16 protein-coding genes are annotated in these 15,830 nt (G+C 45.8%); 4 read left to right on the top strand and 12 right to left on the bottom strand.

Going from position 1 to position 15,830, the window contains the following annotated elements; all coding sequences use genetic code 11:
• Nucleotides 1-4 precede the first annotated feature (4 nt).
• The 7 genes from AB3R30_RS15360 to AB3R30_RS15330 all read right to left on the bottom strand — a co-directional run bounded on the left by AB3R30_RS15360 (nt 5) and on the right by AB3R30_RS15330 (nt 7,309).
• Nucleotides 5-679: a Uma2 family endonuclease gene (locus AB3R30_RS15360; RefSeq protein WP_458650082.1), complete on the bottom strand. Its 675-nt coding sequence runs from the start codon at nt 677-679 to the stop codon at nt 5-7.
• Between the two features lie 128 nt (nt 680-807).
• On the bottom strand, nt 808-2,265 hold the full coding sequence (locus tag AB3R30_RS15355) for an FAD-binding domain-containing protein (protein ID WP_458650081.1): 1,458 nt from the start codon (nt 2,263-2,265) through the stop codon (nt 808-810).
• A gap of 122 nt (nt 2,266-2,387) precedes the next feature.
• The gene (locus AB3R30_RS15350; protein WP_458650080.1) at nt 2,388-2,936 is read right to left on the bottom strand and encodes an NUDIX hydrolase; all 549 of its coding nucleotides are present in this window, start codon (nt 2,934-2,936) and stop codon (nt 2,388-2,390) included.
• A gap of 35 nt (nt 2,937-2,971) precedes the next feature.
• The gene (gene folK / locus AB3R30_RS15345) at nt 2,972-3,460 is read right to left on the bottom strand and encodes a 2-amino-4-hydroxy-6-hydroxymethyldihydropteridine diphosphokinase (RefSeq protein ID WP_458650079.1); all 489 of its coding nucleotides are present in this window, start codon (nt 3,458-3,460) and stop codon (nt 2,972-2,974) included.
• Between the two features lie 16 nt (nt 3,461-3,476).
• Entirely contained in the window at nt 3,477-5,144 is a 1,668-nt protein-coding gene (locus AB3R30_RS15340; protein ID WP_458650078.1) for an FkbM family methyltransferase, read from the bottom strand.
• A 41-nt stretch (nt 5,145-5,185) separates the two neighbouring features.
• A complete protein-coding gene (locus tag AB3R30_RS15335; protein ID WP_458650077.1) occupies nt 5,186-6,502 on the bottom strand; it encodes an ABC transporter ATP-binding protein in 1,317 nt (438 codons plus the stop codon).
• Nucleotides 6,503-7,309: an ABC transporter permease gene (locus AB3R30_RS15330; RefSeq protein ID WP_458650076.1), complete on the bottom strand. Its 807-nt coding sequence runs from the start codon at nt 7,307-7,309 to the stop codon at nt 6,503-6,505.
• 309 nt (nt 7,310-7,618) lie between these two features.
• Here AB3R30_RS15330 and AB3R30_RS15325 point away from each other — a divergent pair, with 309 nt between their 5' ends.
• Nucleotides 7,619-8,572, top strand: a complete 954-nt coding sequence (locus AB3R30_RS15325) for a phytanoyl-CoA dioxygenase family protein (RefSeq protein WP_458650075.1) — start codon at nt 7,619-7,621, stop codon at nt 8,570-8,572.
• A gap of 12 nt (nt 8,573-8,584) precedes the next feature.
• On the opposite strand, the gene AB3R30_RS15320 is transcribed toward AB3R30_RS15325, so the two are convergent.
• Together AB3R30_RS15320 and AB3R30_RS15315 are read right to left on the bottom strand one after the other, a co-directional pair.
• Complete coding sequence (locus AB3R30_RS15320) at nt 8,585-9,922, bottom strand: AAA family ATPase (protein ID WP_458650074.1); 1,338 nt, start codon at nt 9,920-9,922, stop codon at nt 8,585-8,587.
• A 25-nt stretch (nt 9,923-9,947) separates the two neighbouring features.
• A complete protein-coding gene (locus AB3R30_RS15315) occupies nt 9,948-10,169 on the bottom strand; it encodes a hypothetical protein (RefSeq protein ID WP_458650073.1) in 222 nt (73 codons plus the stop codon).
• Nucleotides 10,170-10,223: 54 nt separating this feature from the next.
• On the opposite strand from AB3R30_RS15315, the gene AB3R30_RS15310 reads away from it, so the two are divergent.
• Nucleotides 10,224-10,397: a hypothetical protein gene (locus AB3R30_RS15310; protein WP_458650072.1), complete on the top strand. Its 174-nt coding sequence runs from the start codon at nt 10,224-10,226 to the stop codon at nt 10,395-10,397.
• A 49-nt stretch (nt 10,398-10,446) separates the two neighbouring features.
• Here the strand turns inward: AB3R30_RS15310 and AB3R30_RS15305 are convergent, their stop codons facing one another.
• The 3 genes from AB3R30_RS15305 to AB3R30_RS15295 form a co-directional block, all read right to left on the bottom strand.
• Nucleotides 10,447-11,466: a heme-dependent oxidative N-demethylase family protein gene (locus tag AB3R30_RS15305; RefSeq protein ID WP_458650071.1), complete on the bottom strand. Its 1,020-nt coding sequence runs from the start codon at nt 11,464-11,466 to the stop codon at nt 10,447-10,449.
• A 181-nt stretch (nt 11,467-11,647) separates the two neighbouring features.
• Nucleotides 11,648-12,094, bottom strand: a complete 447-nt coding sequence (locus AB3R30_RS15300) for a hypothetical protein (RefSeq protein WP_458650070.1) — start codon at nt 12,092-12,094, stop codon at nt 11,648-11,650.
• A gap of 77 nt (nt 12,095-12,171) precedes the next feature.
• Nucleotides 12,172-13,488 carry an MFS transporter gene (locus tag AB3R30_RS15295; protein ID WP_458650069.1) on the bottom strand — a complete coding sequence of 439 codons (1,317 nt, stop codon included), beginning with the start codon at nt 13,486-13,488 and terminating at the stop codon, nt 12,172-12,174.
• Nucleotides 13,489-13,742: 254 nt separating this feature from the next.
• Here AB3R30_RS15295 and AB3R30_RS15290 point away from each other — a divergent pair, with 254 nt between their 5' ends.
• Both AB3R30_RS15290 and AB3R30_RS15285 read left to right on the top strand, forming a co-directional pair.
• Nucleotides 13,743-14,489 (top strand): sucrose-phosphate phosphatase, encoded by a 747-nt coding sequence (locus AB3R30_RS15290; protein ID WP_458650068.1) that lies wholly within the window; start codon nt 13,743-13,745, stop codon nt 14,487-14,489.
• A 77-nt stretch (nt 14,490-14,566) separates the two neighbouring features.
• Nucleotides 14,567-15,769: a 2OG-Fe(II) oxygenase gene (locus AB3R30_RS15285; RefSeq protein WP_458650067.1), complete on the top strand. Its 1,203-nt coding sequence runs from the start codon at nt 14,567-14,569 to the stop codon at nt 15,767-15,769.
• The last annotated feature ends 61 nt before the right edge of the window (nt 15,770-15,830 follow it).

The raw sequence follows: 15,830 nt of genomic DNA, 5'->3' as shown, positions 1-15,830 counted from the left end.
TCAATTAAACAGTTGTCTCAACCCACAGCCTCAAATCACGCAGAGCTTTTGGCAATCCTTCCACATCGCTTTGATCAATAAACTGTAAAATTCTGCCTGCCGAAAGAAACGGAAAGGCTAGTCCGTGATCTTCTTCCACATAGCGATCGCCTGCTAAATAGTGAATAAACAACTTTCCTTTCAAAAAGGTTTCGCCCGGTTTACTGATATAGCGCCATACTTCCGGAATGCCCAACTGAGCGTAAATGGCAAACTTGTTGAACGAACTGCGGGAAAGCTCTACTTCTAAGATCAAATCGGGCGGTGGATCAACGGCTAAATCAATGGTGCGTTTGCCGTCCATGCGATCGCAATTTTGCATGTAGTACCCTGCATCTGGTTCAGCGCCAATTTGCAAATCTTCTCGCTTCAACGTTGGTGTTTTGTAGCTAGTAAGCGGCTGATCGAGTTCATCAGTAACCACTAATAGCAAAGACTCGATCAGTTTATAGCAGCGATCGTGTTCTTCAAGCGGATTCATCATTTCCAACCGACCGCGATCGAAGGCAAATCGGGCAGTGCGATTCGTAAAACGATCCCTGCGGGAATCGCCTGCCATTTCTGCTAGCAACTCTTCATATTTTCGCCAATCAACCTTGGACAACACAGTTCGATATTCACTAGGAGCCGGAGTTTTCATGCACACATTCCTTAGATCACAGGGGATCGCTGTCCAGTAAACTTGCAGACTGTCCAATGACAGGCAGTGTTTTTTGCAAGCTGACTCCAGCGTAGGTCTGGGAGATGTCACAAGTCAATTTATATAAATCAATTGATGGGGGCATTGATCTGTTCACCACCCACTTTTTGCTGCTGATAAAGCTGTTTGAATCGTCGCTGCTGTTGGTTGTGATCAACGATGGGGGCTGGATAGTTAGCGCGATCGCGATCGCTAGGGTTTAGGTTGCCGCTAATCAAATCTGCGGTATCCACGCTCTTCAGTTCTGGCAGCCAATGACGAATATATTCTGCATCAGGATCAAACTTTTTCGCTTGACTCGCCGGATTGAAAATTCGCAGCGGTTTTGGGTCCATGCCGCTCGAAGCACTCCACTGCCAACCGCCATTATTCGCAGACAGATCGCCATCAACCAACCGTTGCATAAAATATTTTTCACCCAGTTGCCAATTGATGATCAGGTCTTTTGTTAAAAAACTCGCGACAATCATCCGACAGCGATTATGCATCCAACCCGCTTCATTCATCTGACGCATGGCAGCATCCACAATGGGGTAGCCTGTTCTGCCGTCACACCACGCCTGAAACTGCTCCTGATTATTTTTCCAAGGAAATTCTTTAAATGGAGTGCGGTAGGGTCCCTTTGCCAGTTTAGGAAACGCATAGAGCGCATGTTGATAAAATTCGCGCCATGCTAGCTCCTGCCGCCAGACTTGAATACTATGACGGGCTTCATCGCTCTGGGCGTATTGATCTACTTCAAGCGTGGCTGCCCATACGGTCCGAATGCCGATCGCACCAAATTTGAGGGCAGCACTCAATTGAGAAGTGCCCTGGTTGGCTGGCAGATCACGCTGTTCGCTGTAGTCTGAGATGGCGCGATCGCAGAAGCTCTCTAGTTTTTTCTGGGCAGGAGCTTCACCCGGTTCGAGAACGAGTGGATTAGTCCAGATAAAACCCAAATCTTTAGCGGTCGGTAACGCGATCGCCCCGGCTTGTTTCGCCTTTTCTTGCTCTGTTTCCGATAACCCAATGGCATCTTGTAACGGCAATGCAGGCTCACTTTTTTGCCGACTGCTCCAATTTCGCCAAAATGGACCATATACAGTGTAGGGGTTGCCTGCTCCAGTGATCACATCTTTGGGTTCATGCAGAATTTGATCCCAATAGGCGGTAACTTCAATACCCTGTTCTCGTAGGGCTGAAGCAACGGCGCGATCTCGCTCCCTAGAATAGGGTTCTACATCTTTATTGAAAAAAACAGCTTTTGGATTTAGGGCGATCGCTAACTCAACAACTCCCCTCACTGGGTTCGCCTGCAAAATCAGCAGTTGGCTTCCTGCCTTAGCATATTGCTCTTGCAACGCCTCCAAGCAACCCATCATATAGGTTACTCGCACTGGAGCCACGTCATCTCTCTGCAAAATACCTGGATCAAGACAAAATACACCCACAACCTGCCGACTGCGTTCACGAGCCGCTGCCAAACCTACATTATCTGCATGGCGTAAATCGCGACGATGCCAAAATAAAATTAAATTATTCATATTTTTATTAAAAATTGGCGCAGCAGGAGTAGAAACTGTCAAAAGATAGAAGTCGCATGAACTCGTTTGCAATCACCGAAAATCAGTAGCAATACCAATCTAAAGAAGACTCACCTGTTTTTCTAATTGAGAAAAGGACGCGCTAGAAAAAAGCTGGAAATGGATTTAGCGTCAACAATATCTCCGTCGTAAATTGCTTTTTCAACTTCATCAGCACTCATCAAAACAGTAACCAAATCTTCATCACTATCTTTCTCAGGCGGAAGATCCAGTAACTCTAACTCCTGAGCTAGAAAAGCATAAAGCACTTCATCCGAATAGCCAGGGGCAACAAAAAAACTGCCAATTGACTGCCATTGCTGGGCACGATAGCCTGTTTCTTCCTCAATTTCACGCTGAATCGTTGCTTCTGGCGTTTCGTTTGGTTCAACCGTTCCCGCTGGAAACTCTAGCAACCGCCCTTTTGCAGTAAATCGATATTGCCGTACAAGCACAAATTTTCCGTCGGAGGTAACCGGAACCGCTAAGGCTCCTCCAGGATGACGAATGCATTCCAGGTCGCTTTCGGCTTGGTTTGGCAATCTAAAACGGTTGACTTCAAATGAAAATTTGCGCCCTTTGTAGAGCATTCGCTGTTTTAGCAGTTGGGGAGGCTCGTGACCAAAGAGCATAAGAAATACAACAATAAGAGGGATAAAGAAAAATACTAGCTGAGCTTTTTGACTCCTGACCAGTCTACTGCTTTGGCTAATTCTGCGATCGCTTTTCCTGAAATTGGTTCAATCCAATCTGGGGCAATTTCTGCCAGCGGCACCAAGACAAACGCCCGCTCTACCATTCGGGGATGAGGGATTTGAAGCTCAGGTTTATTCAGGACAACATCATCAAACAACAACACATCTAGATCTAAAGTTCTAGGATCATTACGTCCCCGCCGAACTCTGCCAAACTGTTGCTCAATTTCGAGCAGCGTATTTAATAGGACAAGCGGCGGCTGAGTGGTTTGAAGGATGGCACAGCCGTTTAGATAATCAGGTTGGGGCGGACCTACTGCCTTAGTTTGATACCACTGCGATCGCGCCTTTACTAAAACTCTTGGCGTTTTTGCCAATACAGCAAGAGCCGCTTCCAGAATTTCTAAGGAGTTTCCCAAATTGCTGCCTAGGGCGATCGCGCTCACACTATCAACCATCATTCTGCTCACTGCGTTATTATTCCGGCAGCCCTAAACGTTTTCTTAAAGCAATCCATTGATTTCTTAATTGCCAAAACTTACTACTTTCCATCGCTGCAATTTGATTCTTTTGAGCTTCTAATACCGCTTGAATCTGGTTTTTAACTTCTTTATTTTGTTGTAATTCAGCTTGAAGCCCAGCCTTAGTTTCCTCAAACCTATCCTTAGTAGACTGCAACTCATTTTGCAACGTATCTCGAAGCTCACACATTTGGCTTTGCAATTGCACAATTTCCTGCTGAGATACCTGCAATTTATCTTTTGTTTGTTCTAAGATTGCCTGTGCTTTTTCAAGTTCTGCTTGCAGCAAGCGAACCTGATCTGCATTGTTAACCAGATTCCAAAATCTACTAGGATGAGCCGCAACTAAATTGCCATCGGGAAGACTTTCTTGCGTTGTTTTAATAGGCAGCCCTGTAAATTCACCCCAACCAAAAATCTCGTAGCCTAAACCTCGTAAATAACTGAGCAAGTCATGGGTGGAACTGCCCTGCTTTTGTAATGCTTGGTCAACTAGCTCAAATAAAATTAGGGGGCGATCGCGTTCTAATGTTTTTTTAGCCCCTTCAAACACCAAAAACTCCGCCCCTTCCACATCGATTTTAATTACGTCAACACACTGAACTGCTAGTTCTTCAAGCACATCATCTAATCGACGAACTGTAACAGTCTCGGTACTCAAGCAAGTAATTCCCTCATAGGCGAAATCGCCTAATGTGTTTTGACCAGAATGAGCATCATCTGCTACTTTTAGCAATTGAGTATCTGAAATGTTAGATAACGCAATTTGAAGGAGTTTAACATTAGTAATTTCTTCATTAAGTGCCAAATTATCTTGTAAACGTTGAAACTCTCGTAAACTAGGTTCAAAAGATAAGACAACACCTGAATCACCAACATGTTTCGCCGCAAACAATGTGTACAAACCCTCATTTGCGCCTAAATCAACAACCGTCATACCCGATGAAAGGAGTTTATCCAAAAAGTAAAATTCATTGGGATCATAACGTCCTTCAACAAACAGTTGGCTACTCAGGTCATTGCCTAAATATAGAAAAACCTTTAAGTTGTCATACCAAGTAAACGAAATGCGCGGCTCTAGGCTCCGTTGTTTAATCTCATCCCATATGATTCTTCGCAGTCGAACAGGCGTTTTCTGGCTTTCCCAACCACTATCAAAGTGCCACCCAGGAACTAACTCAAGCGGCTCATAATCTTCAACTTTTTCTGCTAAATCTATTAATAGTTCAGGCTCTAATGTATGCAGGTTTTCAGCCAAATCAGACATTATGTAAAGCTGATCTCTGCGAACAAAAGTAAAATTTTCTTCCTGTTCATGACTCTGCTTATCGATACGAATTAAAACAAAATCATGTTGAGTAAAATAATTAATTACTTCTGTCTTAGTTGCTGCTCCAGAGTAGAGTTGAATCGGAGTAATTGCGACTTCCAATTTAACTTTGCGACAATCTCGCAGGCGATCGCCTAATGAAAGAACAACATCGAAATCAGAACCCTGAGCATCAATCTTCAAATAATCAATTTCATCAATCTGCATTTGATTTAAGAATGTATCTAGACGAATAGTCGGTACGGTAGTAGTTGCTTCAACTTGTATATCTTCCCCACCAATCCATTTCTGCAAAGTTTGCGGATGTACTCCTACATCTATCTATATTAACTACATCACCCTAAATTCCATTCGATAATAGGATGTACGATCTCTTGACCAAACCACTCATTAGGTTCGTTTTCTGTTAACTCTACATCAAACCTCAACACCTTTTTCCTTAAGCAGTAGTGATGTCCAAACCCTTGCTCGTAAATACCAATACCACAAACATAGTAATGACCGGGCACCAGTAGAGGAGCCGGAACTTTAGCATAAATGCAATGATCACCCAGTTCGCAAATCTCGCCTGTAAGTGGAAGCCAATTATGAGAAGCTGGCTCTAAAATTATTCGGTCTTGATGATCCGTTATGTAAAAACCAATTTGCAACTTTTCGATTGGAGCAGTAACGGTATAGTCAATGCCGACATAAAAGGGAGAGCGAAACGGCACTATATTAATAAGCTGTTTGGCAGAGTTTGTTAGCCTGATACGAGAAACGAATGCTCCTCCAACAACTTCTGGTTGAGGTAAAATGATTTCGCCGTCAGACGAGAAAATTTCAGAAGGCTCTTGAGAAATGACTTCTTCACCGTTGTCAAAATCAGTACTCTCTTGAATGGGAGTGGGGCTAATTTCGGAAGTAAGTGGTTTAGCCAAGTTGACACTTTCTAGATAGGCTTGGATGATTTCTTCTGCGTCGCCAATCTGCTTGACTCTTCCTTTTTCTAGCCAAATAATGCGTTCACAGGATTTTTGCAAGAAGTTGAGGTCATGGGAAACAAGGAGGATGGTGGCGTGATCTTGCCAAAATTTTTCAATCCGCTGCTTGGATTTATTCTTGAAGCTTTCATCACCAACAGAAAGAACTTCGTCCAAGATCAAAATATCGGGTTGAATGTCGGTGGCGATCGCAAATCCTAATCGAGCCACCATGCCAGAAGACAACGCTTTGACTGGAACTGAAGTGTAGTCTTCCAACTCTGCAAACTCCAATATTTCGGGAATTCTACGCCGCATTTCCTGTTCAGTAAAACCCAGCATCACCCCATATAAAATGATGTTTTCCATCACCGACATATCGCTATCAAACCCAGCGCCTAGCTCAATTAGAGGTGCAATAGTTCCCTTCACCCGCACTTTTCCACTGGTAGGCTCTAAAATCTTGCAAATGACTTTAAGCAGGGTCGATTTGCCTGATCCATTTGAGCCGATGATTCCTACCTTTTCGCCTGCCTCGACTACCAATGAAATATTATCCAACACACATCTTCTAGAAGGTTTGCGGTATTTTCCTTCCAAAAAAGACAAAAGCGTTTTCTTCAGGTCATAAGAAAATTCTTCCTGAGTCCGTCGAATGAGCGACACGTTGTCTAAGCGAATGGCTTCCATCTACAGTAAATCCATGAATTGCGATCGCCACCACCGAAAGCAGCCCAACCCAATCCCTAGCATAATTACTCCGCTTAAAAGCGATCCCATTAGCAAATGAAAATCAGGCAGTTGACCTAACACAGCAATTTGGCGAATACTTGCAATAATTGGGAAAAGAGGATTAAGGGCTAAAAACGGCTTGAGTTCTACTGGAACAATGTCCTCAGGATAAAAAATAGGACTGCTTAACCAAAGGACAAAGACCAATAACTCATAAAAGTAGGGCAAATCTCGAAAAAAAACATATAGCGCACTGGTCAGAAACCCAATGCCCGTACAGACCAGAACCAGCGAAAAAATAGGAACCAACAGCAACAGCATTAACAGCGGATTGCCAGAAGTGATGAGTGTAACTAACATCAATAAAGGTAGGGAACTGATGGCAAACTGAACAACATTGGCAGTTAAAACTGAAACTGGAAAAATACTAGCGGGTAATTGTACTTTGTTGAGCAGCGAGCCATTAGCAACAACACTAGACAGCGCTTGCGTAGTAGAAGCAGAAAAAAAGTTGACTACAATTAAGCCAGTAAAAGCTGCCAGAATATACCTCAGCAGAGAATTATCGTAATGAGATGCAAATGCTCTGCCAAAAATCGCGGCGTATAGACCAGTCATCATTAGGGGATTAAGCAATGACCAATAGGCACCCAAGAATGAGCCACGGTAGCGCACTTTCAAGTTACGCCTAACTAAAACGCGCAGTAGGTCTCTATATCGCTGAACCTCACGAAAAAAATCTTTGGGATGACGTAAAACTGACATTTTTAAAGGATGAAGACTAGATTCTTCCGCAATTGCTAATATAGAATCCCTGGTATTAATGCTCGTGTCAACTCTGCTTAATAAATAGACTGCTCAGTCATCTGATAGATTGGTAAAATTCTGTAGAGATTTGGGTCGTTTCCTTTCATCCTATCTGATTAGAACAACTTTCTAAGAAATTGACTGACTTAGAGTAAGGGATTTATCGCTGCAATGGTGATTCTGTTATAGTACCTCTTGTCATAAAATAGTTTGCGAAATAAACGCAGCTTTTACATAGTGCAAAAGTGAGAATTGTGGTGCAGGCAAATGTTTGAAGAATCCGATATTCGTCAGTTTCAAGAAGATGGTTTTTTGATTGTCCACAATTTCTTTAGTATTCACCAGACTGACCTGCTGCACCAGTATTGGAAGGAGGTTTCTTCAACAATTAAGTTTGGTGATGGCTCTCTTCAACGACTAGACCGTTTCTTATTTGGCGTTTTGAGCGGTAACCTTGGCAGACTATACAGTAATGAACGTTTGGTTTCTGCTGCTCAATCCCTTCTGGCAGACAATGACATTGCGCTTTACGGGAACCGCATGTTGTTGAAAGATGAACGATGGAATGGAGGGGTGGAAACTCATCAGGATATTACTTCCTTTCATGGAGGACTGCGAAAGCTATCTGCTTTTGTTCCACTCCAATCCCATACTCTTGAAACCGGTGGTTTGAAAATCATTAAAGGATCTCATTGGTATGGAAACCTTGGCATTCAAGGTACTATTTTTCCAGAGGAATTTCCAGAAATGGAGGTAGTCGTGCCTTCGCTTGAGGTGGGAGACGTTCTGTTCATGGACTTTTTAACGTGGCATTACTCAGAAGCAGCTTTAGTTGAAAGCGATCGCCCATTGATGCAGATAATTTACCAGTCAGCTAATGATGGTTCTTACTATCAGTTAGCTGAACCAACCCTAGTTGCTGGTAACTGGAGAACCAACTACTTTATTCCCCACGGCTATGGCATTGCCCGTAATAATTTGAGTCCTGGCGAAAGCATACTTAAGGAGAAGGAGGCAGAAATTGTCCAGTTGCAAGCACATCTGGAGAAAGTAAAACTAGACTACCAGGAAGGTTTGCAGACAATTCAACAGGATCAAGCTAAAATTTTTCAGATACAAGAATCCTTAGAGGCTTGCCAGAATAAAGTAGACGCAATGGAAAGTAGTAAGTTTTGGAAACTGCGAGAAGCCTGGATTCGCCTAAAAGAGCTTGTAAAGTGATTGTTCTTTTATCTAAACGCTCACGTTTTTTGAGGTGGGGCGAGAAATGATGGTTTCTATCATGCGACGGCGATCGCGAGATGAAATTCCAACAAGGCGGACATAGTGACGAGGCTGTTCGGCAAGGCAGCTTTCTAATGCTGAGATCGCTGTTGCTCCATCCCCTTCATAGGTGCCATAGCAGTTCCAGGAACCTGTACGAAAGCGGCGTTCATCCACGGTTTCGATCGCCAATCGATAGCCCTGCCCTAAAATGAGGTTAATTTCGGATATCATTTCTGGGGCAAGATTGGTACTGGAGGCTTGTCCGGCGTAGCTGGTGGAATTGGGCGGGGTCAGTGGGGGCGTACTGCCATTATCTGAGTTGGGATCTAAGTTAGGATCGTAGGCGCGAAAAAAGTCGCGATCGTGGACGGTTTCGCTCTTAGGAATGCTGCTATCCCCTGTATTACCTAGTTTCCGGTTGAAGTAAAGGGATTTATTATATTCTTCTGCCAAGCGCATATCCTGAACCCGCTTTTGCTCTTGCACCAATTCATTCCCTACTTCAATCAGGTGAGGCAGACTAAAATCGGGTGGGTGGAACTCCGGTGGGCGCTCTACGCTATTGACAACCCGCTGGGAGATCCGGTCTAGCCCAATCTCTTGGATTAACTGGCGAATTTGTTCATCGTAGAGGCGCGATCTCACGGCACCAAAAAAGTCGATCGACTGGGTCGGAAACGTATCAATCAAGGCTTCAATATCGTGTTTAGCCAGTTGGTCTGCCCGAAAAATACCGCCAACAATGCCAACGCGATCGTCTCGGTTTGGCTCCCAGAAAAACTTTTCCATCCGCCCATCCCGCACCAACGGAGCATAGAGCGTAGCAAAATCGTTGCCCGTCACAATAATCGGAATTCGTTGAATCTGTTCAGCATCATAGCTGCCTGGAAGTTGAACATTGGTCGGATTGTCGGCAATATTCATCAACGTGCCGTTGACCAGTTGAGTGTTTACCGTGTACTGCGTATATTGATCCACCCGTCCGGCTCCGGCATCAATATCATTAATCATCAGCACTGCCATCTTGCCCCGCACCTTCACCATTTCAGCGGCTTCTCGGTAGCGCAACCGGACTAATCGAGCCGGATCACCCGCATCTGGGCTTTCCAACTCCCCAGCAGACATGTGAACCACATTAATTCCCATGCGCTCAAACACTAAATCGCACTGGAAGGATTTTCCTTCACCCTTGCGCCCATGAACGCCTAAAATCAAAGGCACTTTCACATTGGGTAAATTTAAGTAATTCTTGGTGATGTGAACCGACAGCTTATCAATGAAGCGAGGAGAAATATAAAAACTCATGGCACTGAGAAAAAGGAAAGGTTAGCTAGATAGACTCGTCTAGTGGCAAGCGGGTGAGAACGAGATGTTCTAGATGCTCTTCAGGGCAACATTCAATCACCGTTTCAAACGCTTCTAGTAGTTTAGCGGCACTGTCGCCCAATAGTGGACTTAAACCCCAGACATCTTCTACCCAATCGTGAGGATCGGTTTCTTCAAAAATCAGGCGTTCAAACAGGTGTTTTACTTCAGCTTTAGAAAGAGTCATGGGTTAGTAATTTTTAGGAGAAAGGGAATCAAGGGATACGAGGGAACAGAGAATATGGCACGGCTATCCAGCCTTTTCGTTGAGCGGGTGAAAGTACTAAAGTTTCAAGGGTTAGCAACATCGACGACAAGTACCTGTCGGGGACTGCCAAGTCGGGCGTTTTGTCGGCTTGAATCCCCAATCCTTGGACTCAATCAAGAGCTAGCACTCCATCATGGGCTGGTCTAAAGATTGAACCTTGATAAATAGCTTGACAACATGCATAGATCAGCGCATCTTATTCATCCAACCACTTCAAAATAGCTGTTTTACTGTCCTCTAATCCTTTATAGACAAGCGAGTCTAGCGTCATAGATTGTATAGCTGTCACCAGTTTAGAACGAAGCACTGGGTCTTGTTTAAGCATTCGGCAATCTCGAAAATAGGTGCGGATGGTAAACAGCGCAGCATCCACGTTTGGAAAACCCCAAATGACTTGGCGCTCAATCCGTAGATAGAGACTAGGATTGTGAGCCTCAAAATGCCTCCCTTGCCAAACGTTGCTAGGAACGCTGGATGGGGAAACCGGATGATGATTTAGACGAGTATCGGTACTTAAACCCCACGCGAAGCGAACCATTGGCTTGTGGTTGATCATGGTGTGGACGATCGCGTCTCCCCGTCGGTTTAGCTTCTCCATGCCTGCAACTGGTGCATGAATTGCCGCAAAACTCTTGCCAATTTTTTCCTCAGCAGACCAATGATTGGGAAAGCACAGGTGAATGGCGCTAATCCAGTGGTGCTTGCTGGTGCGGCTCACGATAGTAAAATCTTCTTGTACTTGAGCCGCCACAGCATCCAGGGTGGAAGCATAGGGTGGAGAAGGGCAGCCTTGAACCGATCGCAACTGGTAGTTTGCATTCAGAGTGAGGGTGTCACCAGTCAACCCATTGTGAAGGTTAACCTCATTTGCATGGAGTTCCACTTGATAGTGTTGCGCTTGATCCTGCACGAGCCGATGGATGATAAATTGAGCGATCGCGGTTGCAACCTCATCGGACAGGTTGCAGGTTTGAGAATATTTACTCAACCGTTCTAACCGTGCCAATCGTTTTATCTGTCGATAGTGAGCAAAATTGCGATCGCACTGAAACACCTGTTGATCGGCGGCACCATTCCTAAAGTCAGTTCCAAAGGGAAACAAACCGGGCTTCACGTCGTACCGTCCATGGGCGATCGGAAAATAGCAGGGTGCATCCTCCACCCCTTCAATTGGCTCTGTCTGTTGCAGCAAACCCAGCAAACTTTCTGACCTCATAAAAGCAATTTGTCTACTTCCTCCAAAGTAAACCAAATGCATGAAGCTAGCCTAGTTCATGTTTACCATTTCTGTCCGTGAATGAGAGCCAGCATTCAACAGCAAATTTTGTTTATTCACCCCGAATGCTCCAGTGGAAACCGTAGAAACGACGCTAACCGGGCGGCACTTCGGGCAATAATCACTGAGCCTTTTTGGAGATTACTTTGTTTGTATAGTCTAGGCTAATCGGAGCAATATAGCGGCGGTTGGCACGCACTAGACAGGCAGGTAGTTTCCCTGCACCGAGTGGATCTGTCGCAATGACCCTCAGCCAAGGACCACTTTGTCCCATCACAATTGCATCACCATCTTTGTTAGCCGGAAATGCCGCTGTTACAATCCACCCGCTGGATAGGCGAGTAGTAACGGCACCGTTGGGCGTGGCGCGGCAGTTAAGTGAACCATTGGGATCAACCACTAACCAATGAGTATTGCGATAGTATCCGCGATTTCCCAGGACTCTTGCGGTAGTGAAGTCTCCGGCTTTGTTTGCCACAGGTATCTCTGCAACTTGGGCGTGGGTTGGAGCCGCAAACGGAATTGCCAGAGCGATCGCGACTGAAATTAGTGTAAAAACTTTGTCCATGACATGGGTTCCTAAAAGATAAATGGCTGTTGGACTGGCGCAATGGTTACATTCTAGATCTTGCTGTTTTCAACTCTCTACCCAGCGGGAGAAGCATCTCTTAGTTTCATTCTTCGCTCTAGAAGTTGCAAAATCAGGATAGATAATCCCACAGTGGCAGCCAATCCTAGCCAAAAGGTATGGGCGATAAAGGGGGATTGATCCAGTGCCCAGCCGCCAATTGGGGGACCAATAAAATAGCCGATCGCCCAACATTGGGAGTTGACTGCCAAATATACGCCCCGGAGTGATTCCGTTGCCAAATCCACCACAATCGACGACGCAGCGGGCATATAAGTGACTGTTGCTAAGGACAAAATGCCCAATGCCAACACCGCCCAAACGATGCTGCCTGAAGAAGCTATCCCTGTTAGCCAAACGATCGCAAAGCCCAACCCCCACAGTATTGCAGACAGCATCAATCCACGGGTGCGGTGAAATCGGTTGAGGAATCGGGCGGCTGGAATCTGGCAAATAACCGCCGCCACAAGATGCCAGGTAAAAAGCGCACTAATCACTACAGGCGTAAATCCTGTTTCAGTGGATGTTCCCGATACAAAATTGGTGAAGTAGAGCGGTAGCGTACTGCTAATTTGCACAATATAAGTGGTGAACAGCACATTCACGACGCAGTAGATTAGCAAGGTGCGATCGCGCAGTGCCAGTTTCCAACCTTGTAAGCCTTGATGTTCGCCTGTGGTTTGAAAAGTTTCTCGGACTGCCCATAGCACCACAGCAAACAGCCCTAAAAAGGAAACGCCATCAATGATAAACAGCGATCGATAGGCTCCTGTAGTGCTAATGACTAGCCCTCCCAGCACCACTCCAATACCTAAGCCTAAGCTGTCACACAATCGATTAAGTGCAAAGGCTTCGTTGCGATCTTTGGGAGCAGACAAATCGGCAACGAGTGCCTCAGCCGATGGCCAAAACAGTCCAATTCCTAAACCTATCAACAGATTGCCTACTACAAACAGAGGAAAGTTAGTCGCAAAAGCCATCACAAACGCCGCGATCGCCGATATCACCGCCGACAACAACACCGTGCGTTTGCGCCCAAACTGCCCATCCGAAAGCGACCCACCCAAAAAGCGACCCAGCACCCCCGAAATCGATTGACTCCCTAAGCCAAGCCCTACCAAAGTGGCTGATAGACCTACCTGATTCACAAAAAAATGGGTGCATAAAATAACGTGAAGCCTGACCCCATTTGCGAGAGCAGCCGCCCGATTGCCAAAATCCAAATCTGATAGTTTAACTGGGGCAGCCAAGCCGTCAATTTCGATCGCCGTAATTTCATAGCACAGGAGGCACATTACCCCGCAATAAACCAGCAAGCTATCATTCTCAAGCACTTCTGACCTCCTACCATCGTTCTAGAGGAAACAATTTAATCGCACATTGAGCGACTGAACTAAAACATCAGCCGAGTTTCCACTATCCACGCTCTTATGATGACTCAGAGTAAAATCCCTTAAGTCAGCAAACGCTAACCTATTTCAATGACGAAACTCTTCCTCTGCTTCACTGGCTGATCGCTCAGTCTTAATCCAACGTTGAACAAGACATGATAGAAATAGTTGCAATCGAGATCACCCAAGGCATCGCTATGACTGCATTTTTGTTTGTGACCGATTTGGATCATACGCTGGTGGGAGATGACGCAGCGATGGTGGAACTGAATCGTATTCTTGGCGATCATCGTCAGCAGCATGGCACAAAGATTGTGTATTCCACCGGGCGATCGCTAAGCAGCTATCGTCAACTTAAAGCCGAAAAGCCTTTACTTGATCCCGATGGGTTGATTGTGTCGGTCGGCACTGAGATTTACTCGGCAGGCAGCGATTCGCCCGATCCGATTTGGGCAGAAGTGCTGTCCACTCATTGGGATCGCGATCAGGTAGTGGCGATCGCGAATCAGTTCGACTTGACTCCTCAGCCCACAGCCGAACAACGCCCGTTTAAGGTGAGCTATTTTCTGGCGGAAGCGATCGCGGTAAACCTCTTACCCAAACTCCAAGCCTTATTGGATGCTAAAGGTTTAGAGACTCAACTGGTCTACAGCGGCGGCAAAGATTTAGATATTTTGCCGCGTCGGGCGAATAAGGGCAAAGCCATGATTTTTTTACGGGAACAGTTAGCTATCTCGCCCGATCGCACCGTTGCCTGTGGCGATTCGGGGAATGATTTGTCGATGTTTTGCGATCGCCCTGAGCGAGGCATCATTGTAGGTAACGCCATGCCAGAACTGCTCACCTGGCATTATGCCAATCCCAGTTGCGATCGCTACCTGGCAAAAAAATCTTGTGCAGGCGGCATCTTAGAAGGACTTCACCATTTTGGCTTCCTGCCATAAACCGTGAAATTATGGCAACACAAATCATCTCTCTAGATTGCCTGGTAGAGTAGCAATGAACTCCTTTCTAGGATTTTATGCCGCTCCTGACAGTGGGTGATCCCGCTCCTGCTTTTTCCGTTCCTTCATCTGCCAACCCTAGAGCCGCACTGGATGAAATGGGCGGTTGCTACAGCCTGCTGTTCTTCTTCGGCAGTTCTCAAATTGAGCATGTGCGCGAAATCCTAGAAACTGTTTTTTCCCTCCAGCCTGACTTTGAGCAGCGTCATCTCCGCTTTTTTGGCATCAGCATTGACGCGAATGATATCTATCTCAAAGAACCGATCGAAAAAACAACTCACTGCTGTATGTTGTGGGACTTTCAACGCCTAGTCAGCAGCCAATATGGAGTGAGCGAGTCTTTAGCAGCGGAAGGCATCAGTGGTCATCTGCGCTACAAGCTGACTACGTTTGTTGTGGATGAAAACCTGCGGATTCGAGCCGTGCTTCCCTTTGAAGAACCTATGGGGTATGTGGAGCGGCTGCTAGAAACGGTAGAAATCCTAACGGCACCTGCCGCAACTTCTTCTAATCTTGCCACTCGACAAGCTCCTGTTTTATTTGTGCCCAATGTCTTCGATCGCGCTTTCTGTCAATCGTTGATCCACCAATACGAACGCAACGGTGGACGAGAATCGGGCTTTATGCAAACCGTTGGCGATAAGCTTACCGAGGTGACCAATCCTCAAATCAAGCGCCGCAAAGATTGGGTGCTGACCGATGCAGAGGTGCTGAAATCGGTGAATGACTTGATTTGGCGACGGGTAAAACCAGAAATTGAAAAAGCATTTCAATTCAGCATCACCAACTTTGAACGCTATGTTGTGGGCTGCTATGACGATCGCGATCGCGGATTTTTCAAAGCCCACCGCGACAACACCCTGCCGGGGACGGAGCATCGCCGTTTTGCCATGACCCTCAACCTCAATACAGAAGCCTATGACGGTGGACATCTGCGCTTTCCAGAATATGGCTCAACGCTTTACCGTCCTGAGACTGGGGAAGCCGTCATTTTTTCATGTTCCCTACTGCATGAAGCTCTGCCCGTCACCCAAGGACAACGCTTTGCCTTATTAACTTTCTTCTACGGCGATGCAGAAGCCAAAATTCGTGCCCAAGACCAGCAGCAGGTTTTATTTAGCGGTGCGTCCATGGGGCAACTTTCCAAACAAGGGCGATCGCTTTCTGGTAGTGCCGCTTTTGGGTTCCAGGGCGATCTCGCTAAAAAGAAAAAACGCTAAGAAGAAAAGAAAGAGTCTCAGCGGCTCTCGCAGTGGGCGCAAAAATATCTCCTAGGTCAAC

The organism is Sivoneniella epilithica UHCC 1019 (genome assembly GCF_040830845.1).
GTDB lineage: Bacteria > Cyanobacteriota > Cyanobacteriia > Leptolyngbyales > Leptolyngbyaceae > ULC077BIN1.
The sequence above is the reverse complement of the archived record's forward strand: the minus strand, read 5'-3'. Positions and strand labels throughout refer to the sequence as shown.

Bases quoted from the DNA above. Each gene is read 5' to 3' on its own strand.
- folK (WP_458650079.1), bottom strand. From the start codon at position 3,460: ATGATGGTTGATAGTGTGAGCGCGATCGCCCTAGGCAGCAATTTGGGA.
- AB3R30_RS15335 (WP_458650077.1), bottom strand. From the start codon at position 6,502: ATGGAAGCCATTCGCTTAGACAACGTGTCGCTCATTCGACGGACTCAG.
- AB3R30_RS15290 (WP_458650068.1), top strand. From the start codon at position 13,743: ATGACTGCATTTTTGTTTGTGACCGATTTGGATCATACGCTGGTGGGA.
- AB3R30_RS15350 (WP_458650080.1), bottom strand. From the start codon at position 2,936: ATGCTCTTTGGTCACGAGCCTCCCCAACTGCTAAAACAGCGAATGCTC.
- AB3R30_RS15305 (WP_458650071.1), bottom strand. From the start codon at position 11,466: ATGAGGTCAGAAAGTTTGCTGGGTTTGCTGCAACAGACAGAGCCAATT.
- AB3R30_RS15360 (WP_458650082.1), bottom strand. From the start codon at position 679: ATGAAAACTCCGGCTCCTAGTGAATATCGAACTGTGTTGTCCAAGGTT.
- AB3R30_RS15330 (WP_458650076.1), bottom strand. From the start codon at position 7,309: ATGTCAGTTTTACGTCATCCCAAAGATTTTTTTCGTGAGGTTCAGCGA.
- AB3R30_RS15355 (WP_458650081.1), bottom strand. From the start codon at position 2,265: ATGAATAATTTAATTTTATTTTGGCATCGTCGCGATTTACGCCATGCA.
- AB3R30_RS15320 (WP_458650074.1), bottom strand. From the start codon at position 9,922: ATGAGTTTTTATATTTCTCCTCGCTTCATTGATAAGCTGTCGGTTCAC.
- AB3R30_RS15310 (WP_458650072.1), top strand. From the start codon at position 10,224: ATGGCACGGCTATCCAGCCTTTTCGTTGAGCGGGTGAAAGTACTAAAG.
- AB3R30_RS15315 (WP_458650073.1), bottom strand. From the start codon at position 10,169: ATGACTCTTTCTAAAGCTGAAGTAAAACACCTGTTTGAACGCCTGATT.
- AB3R30_RS15300 (WP_458650070.1), bottom strand. From the start codon at position 12,094: ATGGACAAAGTTTTTACACTAATTTCAGTCGCGATCGCTCTGGCAATT.
- AB3R30_RS15285 (WP_458650067.1), top strand. From the start codon at position 14,567: ATGCCGCTCCTGACAGTGGGTGATCCCGCTCCTGCTTTTTCCGTTCCT.
- AB3R30_RS15325 (WP_458650075.1), top strand. From the start codon at position 7,619: ATGTTTGAAGAATCCGATATTCGTCAGTTTCAAGAAGATGGTTTTTTG.